Origin of the sequence: Bacillus sp. FSL K6-2869 (assembly GCF_040869405.1) — a bacterium.
GTDB classification, from domain to species: domain Bacteria; phylum Bacillota; class Bacilli; order Bacillales; family Bacillaceae; genus Bacillus; species Bacillus altitudinis.
Window position 1 is genome coordinate 1,472,918 of sequence record NZ_CP152035.1, and the last position, 15,914, is coordinate 1,488,831.

General features: G+C 41.0%; 15 protein-coding genes. 13 read left to right on the top strand and 2 right to left on the bottom strand.

Going from position 1 to position 15,914, the window contains the following annotated elements; all coding sequences use genetic code 11:
• Entirely contained in the window at positions 1-780 is a 780-nt protein-coding gene (locus MHI58_RS07555; RefSeq protein ID WP_017367186.1) for a patatin-like phospholipase family protein, read from the top strand.
• A 4-nt stretch (positions 781-784) separates the two neighbouring features.
• Entirely contained in the window at positions 785-1,813 is a 1,029-nt protein-coding gene (locus tag MHI58_RS07560) for a SepM family pheromone-processing serine protease (RefSeq protein WP_017359372.1), read from the top strand.
• A gap of 36 nt (positions 1,814-1,849) precedes the next feature.
• Here MHI58_RS07560 and MHI58_RS07565 read toward each other — a convergent pair whose 3' ends face one another.
• On the bottom strand, positions 1,850-3,094 hold the full coding sequence (locus MHI58_RS07565) for a nucleotidyltransferase (protein WP_368004403.1): 1,245 nt from the start codon (positions 3,092-3,094) through the stop codon (positions 1,850-1,852).
• A 206-nt stretch (positions 3,095-3,300) separates the two neighbouring features.
• Here MHI58_RS07565 and MHI58_RS07570 point away from each other — a divergent pair, with 206 nt between their 5' ends.
• The 3 genes from MHI58_RS07570 to gerR all read left to right on the top strand — a co-directional run bounded on the left by MHI58_RS07570 (position 3,301) and on the right by gerR (position 4,692).
• Positions 3,301-3,819 (top strand): DUF177 domain-containing protein, encoded by a 519-nt coding sequence (locus MHI58_RS07570; RefSeq protein ID WP_045034234.1) that lies wholly within the window; start codon positions 3,301-3,303, stop codon positions 3,817-3,819.
• A gap of 21 nt (positions 3,820-3,840) precedes the next feature.
• Entirely contained in the window at positions 3,841-4,014 is a 174-nt protein-coding gene (gene rpmF, locus MHI58_RS07575; protein WP_008354700.1) for a 50S ribosomal protein L32, read from the top strand.
• Positions 4,015-4,152: 138 nt separating this feature from the next.
• Entirely contained in the window at positions 4,153-4,692 is a 540-nt protein-coding gene (gene gerR / locus MHI58_RS07580; RefSeq protein ID WP_017359370.1) for a sporulation-specific transcriptional regulator GerR, read from the top strand.
• Positions 4,693-4,745: 53 nt separating this feature from the next.
• Here the strand turns inward: gerR and MHI58_RS07585 are convergent, their stop codons facing one another.
• The gene (locus tag MHI58_RS07585) at positions 4,746-5,225 is read right to left on the bottom strand and encodes an N-acetyltransferase (RefSeq protein ID WP_007499784.1); all 480 of its coding nucleotides are present in this window, start codon (positions 5,223-5,225) and stop codon (positions 4,746-4,748) included.
• Between the two features lie 210 nt (positions 5,226-5,435).
• On the opposite strand from MHI58_RS07585, the gene MHI58_RS07590 reads away from it, so the two are divergent.
• The 8 genes from MHI58_RS07590 to MHI58_RS07625 all read left to right on the top strand — a co-directional run bounded on the left by MHI58_RS07590 (position 5,436) and on the right by MHI58_RS07625 (position 15,847).
• Positions 5,436-6,329: a 2-dehydropantoate 2-reductase gene (locus MHI58_RS07590; RefSeq protein ID WP_163116144.1), complete on the top strand. Its 894-nt coding sequence runs from the start codon at positions 5,436-5,438 to the stop codon at positions 6,327-6,329.
• Positions 6,330-6,394: 65 nt separating this feature from the next.
• Positions 6,395-8,014 carry a bacillithiol biosynthesis cysteine-adding enzyme BshC gene (gene bshC / locus MHI58_RS07595; RefSeq protein ID WP_268382591.1) on the top strand — a complete coding sequence of 540 codons (1,620 nt, stop codon included), beginning with the start codon at positions 6,395-6,397 and terminating at the stop codon, positions 8,012-8,014.
• 128 nt (positions 8,015-8,142) lie between these two features.
• On the top strand, positions 8,143-8,574 hold the full coding sequence (mraZ, locus tag MHI58_RS07600; RefSeq protein ID WP_003211163.1) for a division/cell wall cluster transcriptional repressor MraZ: 432 nt from the start codon (positions 8,143-8,145) through the stop codon (positions 8,572-8,574).
• Positions 8,575-8,640: 66 nt separating this feature from the next.
• Complete coding sequence (gene rsmH / locus MHI58_RS07605; protein WP_045034236.1) at positions 8,641-9,573, top strand: 16S rRNA (cytosine(1402)-N(4))-methyltransferase RsmH; 933 nt, start codon at positions 8,641-8,643, stop codon at positions 9,571-9,573.
• 36 nt (positions 9,574-9,609) lie between these two features.
• Positions 9,610-9,957, top strand: a complete 348-nt coding sequence (ftsL, locus tag MHI58_RS07610; protein WP_025207292.1) for a cell division protein FtsL — start codon at positions 9,610-9,612, stop codon at positions 9,955-9,957.
• A gap of 7 nt (positions 9,958-9,964) precedes the next feature.
• Positions 9,965-12,115, top strand: coding sequence for a penicillin-binding protein (locus tag MHI58_RS07615; RefSeq protein ID WP_045034300.1), 2,151 nt, complete (start codon positions 9,965-9,967; stop codon positions 12,113-12,115).
• A gap of 125 nt (positions 12,116-12,240) precedes the next feature.
• On the top strand, positions 12,241-14,160 hold the full coding sequence (locus MHI58_RS07620; RefSeq protein ID WP_045034237.1) for a stage V sporulation protein D: 1,920 nt from the start codon (positions 12,241-12,243) through the stop codon (positions 14,158-14,160).
• Positions 14,161-14,371: 211 nt separating this feature from the next.
• A complete protein-coding gene (locus tag MHI58_RS07625; RefSeq protein WP_168948673.1) occupies positions 14,372-15,847 on the top strand; it encodes a UDP-N-acetylmuramoyl-L-alanyl-D-glutamate--2,6-diaminopimelate ligase in 1,476 nt (491 codons plus the stop codon).
• Positions 15,848-15,914: the final 67 nt, after the last annotated feature.

The following is a 15,914-nucleotide window of genomic DNA, read 5'->3' on the forward strand; positions in this document are numbered from 1 at the left end:
ATGAAACGACCGATTATCGGGCTTGCGCTGGGCTCCGGGGGTGCCAGAGGGATGGCGCATATCGGGGTTTTATCTAGTCTTGAGAAACAAGGAATTCAGGTGGATATGATCGCAGGAAGCAGTATTGGTGCTCTTGTGGGGAGCTTTTATGCAGCAGGACAAGACGTAGAAAAAATGAAAAAACTTGCACTTGTCTTCAGAAGAAAGTATTATGCTGACTATACACTGCCAAAAATCGGTCTGTTAAAAGGAAATCGAATTTTGCAACTGATTCACACGTTTACATATGGGAAGAATATTGAAGAAATGCGCGTGCCTCTTGCGATTGTCGCCTGTGACCTTCAGACAGGGGAGAAGGTTGTGTTCAAAGAAGGGTCTGTCTCACAAGCAGTCAGGGCAAGCATTAGCATTCCGGGTGTGTTTGTTCCGCATGAAATAGGCGGCAGGCAATTGGTGGATGGAGCGGTAGTGGACCGCATTCCTGTTTCTGTTCTCAAAGAAATGGGGGCAGATCTCATTATCGCCTCTGATGTATCAAGGGTGAAAAAAACAGAAAAGGCAACGAGATTATCGGATGTCATTATGCAAAGTTTGGACATCCTTCAAAATGAATTGGTTCGTCACCAAACCATTCATGCAGATCTCATGATTCGGCCGAAGCTCGAGACCTTTAGCTCTAGTGCGTTTACACAGGTTCAAGAAATGATTGAAGCAGGTGAACTCGCCGCCGACCAACTAAAAGGAAAACTGAAAGATGTCATTGATAAATGGGAGTGTTAATCGAATGAAAAAATTAAATATTCGCTGGCTCAGCTTTTTTGCTGTTGTTCTAGTCTTATTTGGCTTAACTTTTGTGAAACTGCCCTATTACGTCACAAAGCCAGGTGATGCAACAGAAATTGCGCCACACATTCAAGTAGACGGAGGATATGGCGAGAAGGGCAGCTTTTCTCTTATGACCATTAAAGTAGGTCCAGCCAATCCATATACGTATTTGCTTGCAAAAATGAACAAGTATGACGAAATCGTTCCAGAAGAAAATATTAAAGCGGACGGAGAGTCTGATGAGGATTATATGAAACGGCAGCTGCAGCTCATGAAAAGTTCTCAAGAAAATGCGATGATTGCCGCTTATACAAAAGCAGGGAAAAAAGTAGATTATACGTTTAATGGGGTATATGCGAGCTATGTGATGAAAGGAATGCCTGCATATGGGAAGATTGAAGTTGGTGATAAGATCAAAAGCGTCGACGGCCATACATACGAGTCAGCAGATAAAATGGTTTCGTATATCAGCAGTAAAAAAGCAGGCACGACTGTCCGTTTTGTACTTGAACGTAATGGCAAAGAAATCACGCAGAACGTGACGTTAAAACCATTTAAAGAAGAGCCAAAACGAGTGGGAATTGGCGTATCACTATTTACAGACCGTCATGTGAAAGTGTCTCCTTCTGTGAAAGTGGATATTGAAAACATCGGCGGTCCATCGGCTGGTTTAATGATGTCACTTGAAATTTACAATCAGCTGACAAAAGAAGATGAAACACATGGCTATGCGATCGCAGGAACTGGAACGATTGATGCAGATGGTACAGTCGGACCGATTGGCGGAATTGATCAAAAGGTTGTTGCAGCAGACAAAGCAGGGAAAGACATCTTCTTTGCACCGAATGATAAAGGTGACCCAAACTCTGACTACAAAAATGCAGTCAAAACAGCAAAAGATATTAAAAGTGATATGAAAATCGTTCCTGTGGATACCATGCAGGACGCACTAAACTATTTAAACAAATTAAAAGAGAAAGCATCATAAAAAAGAGCAGCCTGCAAATCAGGCTGCTTTTTTCTATCAAGATGAAAAGAGTCCGCTCTCTTCATCATATCGAATCGGTGATGTTTTAAACTCTGCTTTTGTTAATTCTGTTTGCATGGGTTCAGAGATGGGAAGGCTAAACACCCTTGAAGCACGAATATCAAGATCAAGGGCGGGATGTGAAAAGGAAGACAGTTTACTCACAAGTGGTACATCCAACTCTTTTTTTACAAGAGACAAGTACTGTTGTCCTTTCCTTGTCATTCCAAGTAAACGAATATAGGGCGCTTTTTTCTCTTCAAGCAGCTCGTGCATCGTCTTTTTCTTCACGTTCATTAATAGATGCGTATTCATCCGCTGTAACCTTGTCCACGTATATCGTTTTGTTTTGACAAGTGATAGATACTCCTCGTAGGAAGATGCATGTGTCATGGCTTTTTGCATGCGGTGTTCAATGCCTTCTTCAATTTCATAGATGCTCTCTAATTCACTCGTATCCATTGTATGAAAAACATGTTTCAGAAAGCGAAAATAGGCTTCTTGCGTATGTAAAAGACCATATGAAGAATGATAGTCGTGTAATTGCTTTAAAGTAGCGTCCGGGAGGTAGGGCGTGACTGCTTGAAATGAGCTCTGTTCTTTTAAAGCTTTTCGGATACTTGTGGCGCTTGCGATTTTTTGGTTGTCAGGCAGTTCTTCATCATGATAATCAGATGCAATTCTTTGAGACGTAAAAGGCTGCATGTGAGGAGCTCTCTCTAAGATGGCTTTAACATAATGAAAGCCTAAAATGTTATTTGGTTTGGACAAATCCAGTAAGTGTTCAGTATGAATGGCCTCTTGAAACGCACCTGCTGCTGCTGCGGGATAACTAAGACCTTCTTTCACCTTTTCTTTTGTTAAAAGATCAATCTCTGCCTTTTTTTCATGCCAAGCGTGTGCTGTGCGCTCAAATGCGTTGATTTTTCCATCCTCACTGCCGAAAAAAAGAGAATGGCATTTTAATGCATCGAGGATGGACACAGCGCCATTGGCGAAGGTTTCTGCCTTTTGTACGGCATATATGTATGGAAGCTCACACACAATGTCTACACCGTTTTGCAGTGCCATTTTTGTACGTGCCCATTTTGAGACGATGGCAGGCTCCCCGCGCTGGAGGAAAGAACCGCTCATAACGGCAATGGCAACATCTGAGGAGGTTTGTTTTTTCGCCTGATTCACATGATAGGCATGCCCATAATGAAATGGATTGTACTCGACAACGACTCCCACTGCTTTCAATAGATGTTCCGCCTTTCTTGCTATGGTTAAATGGTCTGTGCTACAGTAGCATAAGGGAAAAATGAAGACCATTTTTTTCAGTGTAGGCATTCCGAGAACTGATGTCAAACAGCCCTTTGACATCATGAAGGACTGTAAAGAAAAAATATTGACAAATAGCATGATGAAAGCTATAATCATGTTTGTTGCTCTTAGAGGTGATACAATTGAAATGGACAGTTTATCAGTTACATCAAAAAGCTAAAAACAGCTTCGATTTTCATGAGACGGTTGACTTAAATGAACTTACTAGCCTTCATTCAGATATACGTCGTATTTCACCAGTAGAGGTGAAAGGGACTGGAGTGATCGAATCAAAGCAAGTCGCATTTGATTTAACCATCACAGGTGAAATGACATTGCCTTGTTCAAGAACGCTTGTTGATGTAAATTATCCATTTGCGATTTCAACAAAAGAACTATTTGTACTTCATAAGACAGACGACATAGAAGATGAAGACGTTTCTATTGTAGAAGACGATATCATCGACTTAACGCCTATAGTCAAGGAAGAAATTCTTCTTGAAGTGCCCATGCAAATCTTTTGCGACCAAGCTGACGTAAAAGGTGCTGCACCACAGGAAGGGAATGACTGGGCGGTCATTTCGGAAGATGCACATCAAAACCGAATTGATCCTCGTCTGGAAGGCTTGAAGAAGCTCTTAGAAGAAAATAATGAATCTTAACTCTTTAAGGAGGTGGGAATAATGGCTGTACCTTTTAGAAGAACTTCTAAAATGAAAAAAAGATTGCGTCGTACGCATTTCAAACTACAAGTACCTGGTATGGTAGCTTGCCCAGAATGCGGTGAAATGAAAATTTCTCATCGTGTCTGCAAATCTTGCGGAACATACAAAGGCAAAGACGTAAAAAGCAACTAATGCTTGATAAAAAAACGTGAGGGAATCTTCCCTTGCGTTTTTTTATTGATCTATTTTTTAGGTTTCTCTCCTGCAAATAGTCTATCTACTCTAGTAAGCGCATATGATGTGGTATTCAGATTCAGGGGGGATGATGAGTTGACGATTACACGGCAGGACGCATGGACACAAGATGAAGATTTACTTTTAGCAGAAGTTGTCTTAAGGCATATCCGAGATGGCGGTACCCAGCTTTCAGCATTTGAAGAGGTTGGAAAAGCATTGTCAAGAACAGCAGCAGCATGTGGATTCAGGTGGAATTCTTACGTCAGAAAGCAGTACCAGGCAGGCATTGAGCTTGCCAAAAAACAGCGAAAAGAACTGCGTAAAAAAATTGGTATCCATTCTTCGGGTTTACCGCAGCATGCGTTCACCATAGAGGAGAAGGCATCTTCTGATCAGACTGAACTGACGCTTCGAGAAGTAATTCGGTTTCTAGAGCAGCTTGAGAAAGAACCATCTGGTCCAGCATATTTACGGGAGGAGCTTAAAGATGCACAGCATCAATTAAAATCACTCACCGAAGAAAATGAACAGCTGAAACGTCAATTAAAAATGACAGAAGAAGATTACCGGGCACTTATTGGTATTGTTGAAAGAGTCAAACAGAATATCAGCTTAAAAGATTACGCAAAATAAGAAAACGCCCCTCACAGATGGAAAGAGGGGCGTTTTCTTAATGATTAAAATGATTAAGCGGACTCACCTGTGTTCTTTTGAATATGTGCCGGCTCCCAAATGAGTGGGTTTTCTCCTTTATCGCGTTCCATATCATATTTCACCGCTTCAAAGCCCATTTTATCCCAAAAACCGGCAGATTTGACGCGTGGATTCGTTCGAATTGGAAGGCCAAAAGATTTTGCGAAATCAACAAGTGCTTCGCCGTAACCTTTACGCTGATATCCTGGCAACACTTCTAGCTTCCACAGCTCTAGATAATCATGATTATGGTCAAAATACGTCGTCGTCGAGCCATCTACTTGATAGAGGCTCATACGTGCCACAAGCTTATCTCCAAAGTAAATCCCATAAAATGGAGAGTTGCTGTCATTTTCAATCATATTACTTTCTAGGTCTTCAAGCATGGAAAGTTCTTGTATGCCATATTCCTTAAATTGTTTAAATTCCTCTAATGTTTTGTAGTTAATCAGAAGACGTTTTACTTGTGTCATGTGATCTTCCCCCTTACACACATAATGTCGACAGTGATGTCATTGAAGGCGTTTTCATCCCATCCGCCTAAAAAAGTTTTTACACTTATTATTATAGTTTTTTAATTAAAAAAATTCAATCATAGCGCGTTATCTGCTTTTTGCATCGTAGCACGAAACTGGTAAAATAGTTGATAACATGAAGTAAACAGAAAAAGGGAAGTGCGGCAATTGAAAATTGGAATCATTGGCGGTGGTGCGATTGGTCTGCTTTGTGCAAGTTATTTATCAGAGCATCATGACATCACCGTCTTTACAAGAAGGAAACAGCAGGCAGAAGAAATTCGAGCATTAGGCATTGAACGAATGGAAAGAGGGGAAACCATTCAATCAGCTGTTGAGGCCGATACGGGGGTCAAAGGAATATTTGATTTGCTGATTGTGACAGTGAAGTATCATCATCTGCAAGATGTTCTAGGGGAATTATCGGGACTGCCTCACCAGCGGATCTTATTTTTGCAGAACGGAATGGCCCACCTCGTCGATTTAAAGAACTGGAAAACGGCACATCAGTTATATATTGGTGTAGTAGAGCATGGCGCAATGAAGGTGTCTGATCGCGCAGTAAACCATACAGGAATTGGTGTCATCAAGTGGGGAGCATTTCTGCATGAGGAAAAAGGACCTATGAGTAGTGAACTGTCAACGGGCGATTTTCAAATGGTTTATACAGATGAATGGAAGAAAGTACTGGAGGAAAAACTGCTCGTCAATGTGTGTATTAATCCGTTGACGGCTTTATTACATGTGAATAATGGGGAATTGGTATCGAACCCGTCATATGAACATATGATGACATGTGCATTTGAAGAAGCGGTTTCCATTCTAGGGTTGCTTGAGAAAGATCGTCTATGGGCTCATGTGAAATCAATTTGCCATCAAACGGCTGCCAATCAATCGTCAATGCTGCAAGATATCGTCAAAGGCCGCCAAACTGAAAGAAAAGCAATCATTGGCTACCTTTTAAAAAAAGCTCAAGGTCAAGGGATGACGCCGCCATTCCTCACTTTCTTGAATAGGAGCTTGGAAGTATTGGAAAAAAAGCAAACAAAATCTTTTGAGTGAGCTCATTTACATGCTATACTTTTTTCGGGAAACTAACTATTTATTGAAGAAAGGAAGTTCTAAACATGCAATTGACTGAACTTTCCATCCGAAGTCAGAATTTATTCATACGTGATTATATAGAAGAAAAAAAAGAGATGACTGCTTTTTTTGATTATGATATACATTCTGAGCACATATGGAAAAAGAGATACGACGATCTCATGGAAAGGAGCTTCCCGCGCGAGGCTTTAGCGGATTATATGAGCGCATACCATGCAAAATTTGATTCGGCTGCGATGCGTGAGAATATTGAGAAGATACGTGATGAACGGAGCGTCATGGTGGTTGGAGGACAGCAGGCAGGCCTACTGACAGGTCCGCTTTATACCATACATAAAATCATTTCCATTATTCAGTTTGCCAAAGAAAAAGAATCAGAGCTTGGCGTTCCTGTTATTCCGGTCTTTTGGGTAGCGGGTGAAGATCACGACGTAGACGAAATTAACTTTGTGTACACGTCTGGCGAAAAAGGCCCAGTCAAACAAAAGCTTCCATTACATCATGTGAAAAAAACAGCTGCGAAAAGAACACCTCTACACCAAGAGAAAACAGAGAGATGGCTTCGTGATGTATTTTCAACCTATGAGGAATCTGCTTACACAAATGACTTGTTTGATCAGCTTCTTCGATGTTTACGCAAATCAGAAACGTTTACTGATTTCTTTGAGTGGATTGTTTGCGATCTATTTGAAGAAGATGGACTGCTGTTATTGAATTCAGGAGACTTTGGCGTGAAGCCACTTGAACGTACGTTATTCAAGCAAATTGTGGAGTCGAGTGATGCGATCGTGGCTCACTTAAATAACACGCAGGCTGCCATGGAACAAGCGGGGTATCAGCCGATTATTGAAGCTGGTGACCATCAAGCCAACTTGTTTTACGAATATGATGATGAGCGTTTCCTCATTGAACAAGAGAATGGCCAATTTTCTATATCTGAAGTGGGGCTTACTTGGACAAAAGATGAGCTTTTGCAGGAAGTCGAGGAGCACCCAGAGCGGTTTAGCAATAATGTGGTGACCCGTCCATTGATGCAGGAAACCCTTCTTCCAACGCTTGCTTTTATGGCTGGACACGGTGAAGTGAACTATTGGGGTGAGCTGAAAGGCATCTTCGAGTACTTCGATGTCAAAATGGCACCCGTTCTTCCAAGACTGCATGTCACCATTCTTGAACGGCACATTGATAAGAAGCTGCCGATAAGAGAATTGTCGGTTGAAGAAGTGCTGACAAAAGGCGTGAAAGAAAAAAAGGATGCGCACTTTCAGCAAAGTCTTCCAGACAGCTTCGTTCAATCGGTTCAACATGCCAAACGTGAATTAGCGAATGTTCATGAGGCCATGAGACAAGAAGCGCTAGAGATCGAACCAAGCTTTGAACAGCTATTAGATAAAAATGCCAAATTTATAGAAGACCAGCTTCAATTTGTTTATCAAAAGGTTGCAAAGCGTGTGGAAGAGAAGGAAGGATATATCCTTCGAGATTTTGAACGGATTGAAAATAGTTTAAAACCACTCGAAGCACCACAAGAAAGAATTTGGAATATCATGTACTTTTTAAACAAATATGGTCCAGAATTCTTCAAAACGTTCAAAAATCTGCCATTTTCATTTCAAAACAAGCAACAAATTGTCAAACTTTGAAATAAAGTTTTAATGAACCCTGACTAGTTCAGGGTTTTTTTTTATGTAGAAACAGTGTAAAATAAGTTTTGTGGAGAGAAGTGGTGGATAGTGGAGAGTATAGGTGAGAAAGTGGGGCTCTGATGATCATGTTCATGGGTGAATACCAACATACGATTGATACAAAAGGGCGCATGATCATCCCTGCTAAATTTAGAGACGGTCTCGGAGAACAGTTTGTGCTGACGAGAGGGCTTGATCAATGTTTATTTGGCTACCCTATGAGTGAGTGGAAACTAATTGAAGAGAAACTCAAAGCACTGCCGCTAACGAAAAAAGATGCACGTGCGTTTACCCGGTTCTTCTTCTCCGGCGCAGTTGAATGTGATCTGGACAAGCAGGGGCGCATTAACATCGCATCCAACCTACTCCAATATGCAAAACTCGAAAAAGAATGTGTGGTCATCGGCGTTTCAAATCGAATTGAGTTGTGGAGTAAGTCGATCTGGGAACAATATACAGAAGAGCAAGAAGATTCTTTTGCTGAAATTGCTGAAAACATGATTGGATTTGATATATAATAATCCCTTGTGCAGCAAGCTTTCTACACATTCATTTCTATTTGAAAAAGGTGGGACCATATCATCATGTTTCAACATGAGACAGTATTATTAAAAGAAACAGTTGACGGTTTAAACGTCAAAGAAGACGGTACATATGTGGACTGCACGCTAGGCGGCGCAGGTCATAGCTCATATTTACTATCTCAATTATCAGAAAAAGGTACATTGATTGGGTTTGACCAAGACGATGCTGCACTGGATCATGCACGAGAGAAGCTCGCACATGTTAAAGCGAACATTCTTTTCATAAAAAGCAACTTCCGATATTTAAAAGAACGTCTGAATGAACAAGGAATTACAAGCGTAGACGGTGTGATTTTTGATCTTGGGGTTTCATCACCTCAGCTTGACACACCAGAGAGAGGCTTTAGTTATCACCATGATGCACCTCTTGACATGCGAATGGATCAAACCGCTGCTTTGTCGGCAAAACAAGTGGTGAATGAATGGCCATTTGAAGATCTAGTTCGGATTTTCTACAAATATGGGGAAGAAAAGTTCAGCAAGCAAATCGCACGCAAAATTGAAGAAGCCAGAAAAAAAGCGCCAATTGAAACAACAGGAGAGCTTGTCGACATTATTAAAGAAGGAATTCCCGCACCTGCAAGACGAAAAGGCGGACATCCAGCGAAAAGAGTATTTCAAGCGATCCGAATTGCCGTAAATGATGAATTGAAAGTATTTGAAGAAGCACTAGAACAAGCAATAGAGTTACTCAATCCGAAGGGGAGAATTTCTGTCATTACATTCCATTCACTTGAAGATCGGATTTGTAAAAGTACATTTAAAGAAATGTCTTCTCTTCCAGAACTTCCGCACGGACTGCCAGTAATTCCAGAAGGACTTGAACCAAAACTGAAGCTGATCACGAGAAAACCAATCGTTGCATCAGAACAAGAGCTGGAATTTAACAACCGTGCCCGTTCAGCGAAGCTCCGAATTGCAGAAAAAAAGTAAACGACACCATAGATGATGATAAAAAGGAGGTTTCTTATGAGTAATTTGGCTTACCAAAGAGAAGTAAAGCAACATCAAACCGAGCAGCAAGGTCAATCGGTTGTGATTAGAAGAAGAGGTTCTATTACACTTGGTGAAAAAATCTTACTTGTCATGTTTGTCATGGCTCTCATGTGCAGCTCGATCCTCATCATTTCGAAAGCCTTTGCTGTTTATCACGCAAATATCGAAGTGCAGAAGCTAGAACAGCAAGTGTCTTTAGAATCGAAAAAGATCACTGAACTGCAAAAGCAAAAAGATTTACTAAGTGAACCAGAGAGAATCATTGAAGCCGCTAAAAAAGCAGGCTTAAGCATGTCGAAAGATGTTAAGAAGGTCGATTAACATGGCGATGCCTAAAAAGAATAAAATGATGAACAGAGGCGCGGCAATTGCGAGTATTTGCTTCGCCCTGTTTTTCTTTATCATCCTTGCACGTTTTATTTATATTCAGATTACGGGAACCGTCGATGGACAAGTGTTAGCTGCAAAAGCCAATGAACAATATCAATCGAAAAAAACACTGGAAGCCAAAAGAGGGTCCATTTTAGACAGAAATGGAAATGTGATTGCGGAAGATACATCTGTGTATAAACTGATTGCGATCATGAGCAAGAAAATGACGGTCGATCCAAAGCATCCGATGCATGTCGTTGACAAAGAAAAGACAGCAAAAGAGTTGTCAAAGGTCATTGATATGAGTGAGAGTGAAATTTTAAAGCGTCTGAATACAAAGGATGCGTTCCAAGTCGAGTTTGGTAAAGCCGGAAAGGATATTAGTTTTTCAACTAAGGAAAAAATTGAAAAGCTAAAACTTCCTGGGATCGCCTTTGAAAAAGATACAAAGAGGTATTATCCAAACGGCATGTTTGCTTCGAACTTAATCGGTTATGCTAGATTAGATGAAGCCACCAAGGACATGTCAGGCGCAATGGGTCTAGAAAAGGCTCTGAATAAATATTTAAAAGAAAAAGATGGCTATGTAACGTATAACAGCGATAGAAGCGGATGGGCACTTCCGAATAGTAAAGAAGACATCGTTGCCCCGAAAGACGGGAAAAACGTCACACTGACCATCGACCAAAAAATTCAAGCATTTCTTGAAGAAAGTATGACGCAGGTCGCTAAAAAATATAAGCCGAAGAAAATCATTGCGACAGTCGTTGATCCGAAAACTGGAAGAGTTCTTGCAATGGGACAGCGGCCAAGCTTTAATTTAAATGAACTCGACATTACGAATTATAACAACGATGTCATTTCTTACGCATTTGAACCAGGTTCAACGATGAAAATTTTCACACTTGCTGCTGCTATCCAAGAAGGAGTGTACCAAGGCAGTGACAAGTATCAGTCTGGTACTTATAAAGTAGGCGGCGGTCTTGTAAGAGACCATAACAACGGAAATGGCTGGGGAAAAATTGATTTTCATGAAGGTGTTCTACGTTCTTCAAACGTAGCTTTTGCGAAATTGGCAAAAGAAAAATTAGGTTTCACACGCTACGAACAATACTTGCAAAAATTCCATTTCTATGACAAAACAGGCATAGACTTGCCAAACGAAGCGTCTAGTAAAATCAATTTCAGATACGAATATGACAAAGCATCGACTGCTTATGGTCAGGCGTCCGCGATTACCCCAATTCAGCAAATTGAAGCGGCGACAGCCATTGCAAACGGTGGAACGATGATGAAGCCATATGTAATCGATCATATTACAGACCCGAACACAAACAAAACAATTTTACAGCACGAACCAACAGTAGCAGGAAAACCAATTTCTTCTGATACAGCGAAGCAAGTCCGTGACATTTTAGGTGAGGTCGTTTCCTCAAAAATTGGCACAGGACAGCCATACCAAATCAAAGGTTTTGATGTCGCTGGGAAAACGGGTACAGGACAAATTGGCGGTGCTGGCGGCTACCTTCAAGGGAGAAACGATTACGTCTTTTCATTTATGGGAATGGCACCAAAAGATGATCCGAAGCTGCTCGTTTATGTGGCTGTCCAACAGCCTCAGCTATCTGAAACACAAACAGGCTCTGCCCCTGTTTCAGAAATCTTTAACCCTGTGATGAAAAATAGTTTGCTCTATTTAAATATCGCACCAACAAAAACAGACGATAAAAAATCTGGCAAACAGAAAATAAAACAAGAAACAATGCCGTCATTCCTAGATTTAGAAGTGAAACAGGCAGAAACAGAAGCAAAAAACAAAAAGTTATCACCTGTTGTTATTGGTGACGGTTTATCCATTAAACGCCAATGGCCGAGTGCGGGCTCTGAATTCTCTGAAAGCCAGAAAGTCTTTTTGAAAACAGCAGGGAAAACCATTAAAATGCCTGATATGACAGGCTGGTCCAGAAGGGAAGTTCTTCAATATGCGTCTATTTCAGGTGTGCATATTGAAACAAATGGACAGGGATATGCTGTCAAACAAAGCGTGAAAAGTGGAGCGGAGATTTCAGATAAAGTCGTCACAGTGACCTTCAAAAGTCCAAATTAACTTGAAAACCTAGCAAATCATTTGCTAGGTTTTTTTCTTTTGCTTGAGCGATGGACGAGATCGTTCTATAAAAAGACGAGCCTGCATATGATGAAAACAAGCCATATGTAAGGAGTGAACCGGGCGTGCGAGTGTCAAGTGTAACAGTGAGAAAACGATTGCTTTTCGTGCTGCTGTTTGGGGTGATCATTTTTTTCATCATAGATACTAGATTAGGATATGTGCAGTTTATTATGGGCGAGAAGCTGACAAGTTTAGCGAAAGATTCATGGAGCCGTAACCTCCCATTTGAACCAGAACGAGGAGATATTTTGGATCGAAATGGGGTGGAGCTTGCGACGAACAAAAGTGCTCCCTCTATTTTAGTCGTGCCGCGGCAAGTGAAAGACCCAGCAGAAACAAGCAAAAAATTAGCTGCAGTACTGAATATGTCTGAGGAGAAAGCGTACAAGCATGTCACCAAGAAAACGTCTATAGAGCGAATTTCTCCAGAGGGGAGAAAAGTATCTCATGAAAAAGCAAAAGAAGTCAGAGAGCTTGATTTAGATGGAGTCTATGTAGCAGAAGACAGCATCAGACATTACCCGTTTGGAAGTTTCTTATCTCATGTATTAGGATTTGCTGGAATTGATAATCAAGGCTTACTTGGGCTAGAAGCGTACTATGATGATGACCTAAAAGGTGAAAAAGGCTCTGTGAAATTTTATTCTGATGCAAAAGGGCAGAAAATGCCAGATGAAGCAGATGATTATACACCGCCTAAAGATGGGCTTGATATGAAATTAACAGTTGATTCAAAAGTGCAAACCATCATCGAACGAGAACTAGACAATGCCCAGGCAAAATATAACCCAGATGGCATGATTGCCATTGCCATGAATCCGAAAAATGGTGAGGTGCTGGGAATGTCGAGCAGACCTGACTTTGATCCGGCTGACTATCAATCAGTTGATCCAAAAGTATTTAACCGAAACTTACCAGTGTGGAGCACATATGAGCCGGGATCGACGTTTAAAATCATTACACTGGCAGCTGCCCTAGAAGAAAATAAAGTAAATTTAAAACGTGATCATTTTTTTGACAGCGGATCTGTGACAGTGGATGGCGCAAGGCTCAGATGCTGGAAAAAGGGAGGACATGGATCACAGTCGTTTCTAGAAGTGGTACAAAACTCTTGTAACCCAGGTTTCGTCGAGCTAGGCGACCGTCTTGGAAAAGATAAACTATTTTCTTATATTAAAAATTTCGGCTTTGGTCAAAAGACAGGAATCGACCTTCAAGGAGAAGGTAGAGGAATTTTGTTCCCGCTTGATCGTGTTGGTCCTGTAGAACAGGCAACAACAGCCTTTGGTCAAGGTGTATCTGTTACGCCGATTCAACAAGTGGCTGCAGTGGCAGCCGCAGTAAATGGAGGAACGCTTTACACGCCGTATATTGCAAAAGAATGGATCGATCCAATTACAAAAGAGGTAGTGAAAAAGCAATCACCAATTGCCAAGAAGAAAGTCATTTCAGCGGAGACGTCTAAAGAAATCAGGTATGCCCTTGAAAGTGTAGTCGCTCAAGGAACTGGCCGGAATGCTTTCGTTGAAGGATATCGGGTGGGCGGAAAAACAGGAACAGCACAGAAAGTAAAAGACGGAAAGTACATGGAAAATAACCACATTGTGTCATTTATCGGGTTTGCACCTGCGGATGATCCAAGCATTGTTGTATATGTAGCAGTAGATAACCCAAAAGGCACGATTCAATTTGGTGGGACAGTAGCCGCACCTATTGTGGGCCATATTATGCGAGACAGTCTGCCTGAAATGGGCGTGAAAAAAAGAAAAGGACAAATTGAAAAGAAGTATCAATGGCTGGACACAAAAACCATTGAGGTACCGAATCTTGTAGGAGGATCTGTTTCTGACCTTGAATCACTCCTGATTAATTTAAAGATTGATGCTTCAGGAACTGGCACCAAAGTGGTGAAGCAATCGCCTGCTGCCGGCACAAAGGTCAAAGAAGGTTCCACGATCCGATTATACTTAAATGATGAATAATAAAGAATGAACAGAGGGTAGCCGCACTCATTCGGCTGCCTCTTTTTGTTGAAAGAGAAGGGTCGCTTAAAAAAAAGAGCATAAAGTGTGCTTTTTCCAAGAGAAACTTAAGGAATACGCTGGATGTATCCTTTTTTTTACGATAAAATATAGACTGTGTGTTTTTTTCACAAGACATGCACGTGAACGAATTTGAGAGGTTTGATATGAAATGAAATTACAAGAACTCCTTACATACTTTAAAAGTGAAAACAGTGAACTGATAAACGAAAATCCGGAGATTACTTCCATTGAAATGGATTCAAGAGAAGTGAAAAAAGGGAGTCTTTTTGTCTGTATAAAAGGCTATACAGTAGATGGACATGATTACGCTGAAAAAGCAGTGAAAAGCGGGGCTGCAGCGATTGTAGCAGAACACCCACTTCACATAACAGATGTACCAGTCATTATTGTAAAACACTCTCAAAGAGCACTTGCAAGAATGGCAGATGCTTTTTACGAACAGCCAACTCATCAACTCAATCTAATTGGTATTACAGGAACGAACGGGAAAACGTCTACAACACACATGATTGAGCAAATCATGAGAAAAGCCGATAAAAAAACAGGTTTAATCGGTACGATGTATATGAAGGTAAACGATGAAATTCTCGAAGTGAAAAACACAACACCTGAGAGTGTCACGCTTCAGAAGACCTTTAAGCAGATGCTTGATCAAGACGTAGATACGGCCATTATGGAAGTATCATCACATGCTTTGCATCTTGGGCGTGTTCATGGATGTGATTATGATATTGCCGTCTTTACAAATCTTACCCAAGATCATTTGGACTACCACAACACAATGGAAGAATATAAACATGCAAAAAGCTTGCTCTTTTCCCAGCTCGGAAGTGCCTTTCAGCACGATAAGCCGAAGCATGCCATTTTAAATGCAGATGATGAAGCGTCTAGTTATTTTGAAAAAGTCACAGCTGCTGAAATTATGACGTATGGCTTAGAGCAAGAAGCAGATGTAATGGCAAAGAACATTCAAATCAAACCAAAGGGAACACAATTTGATTTGATCACCCCAATCGGCACAAAAAACGTGACGGTTGCCCTTATTGGGAAATTCAATGTGTATAACATTCTAGCAGCTGTATCAGTAGGCATTGTATCAGGCTTAACGTTTGAAACGATCGTTAGTGCCATTGAAGAACTTGAGGGAGTCAAAGGAAGATTCGAACTTGTGAATTTTGATCAAGACTTCCCAGTCATCGTTGATTATGCGCACACACCTGACAGTTTAGAAAATGTACTGACTACGTGCAGAGAATTAACAGAAGGTAGAATTTTCTGTGTAGTTGGCTGTGGGGGCGACCGTGATAAAACCAAGCGCCCTCAGATGGCCCAAATCACTGTGAAATATGCAGATGAGCCTGTTTTTACATCAGATAATCCAAGAAGTGAAGATCCATCAGCCATTTTGAAAGACATGGAAAATGGCGTACCAAACGCCTATTATCACAGCTTTGTGAACCGGAAACAGGCCATCTTTTTTGCCATTGCTAATGCAAAAAAGGGCGATACAGTCTTAATAGCTGGAAAAGGCCATGAGACGTACCAAATCATTGGTGATCAAGTCTATGACTTTGATGATGCCAAGGTGGCAGCGGACGCTATTTTAGATCTAAACAAATCTTAAAAATGATGAAAAGAGTGTAATGAAATGAAGCATTTTGTACAAAAACAACATACGAAAGACACGAATG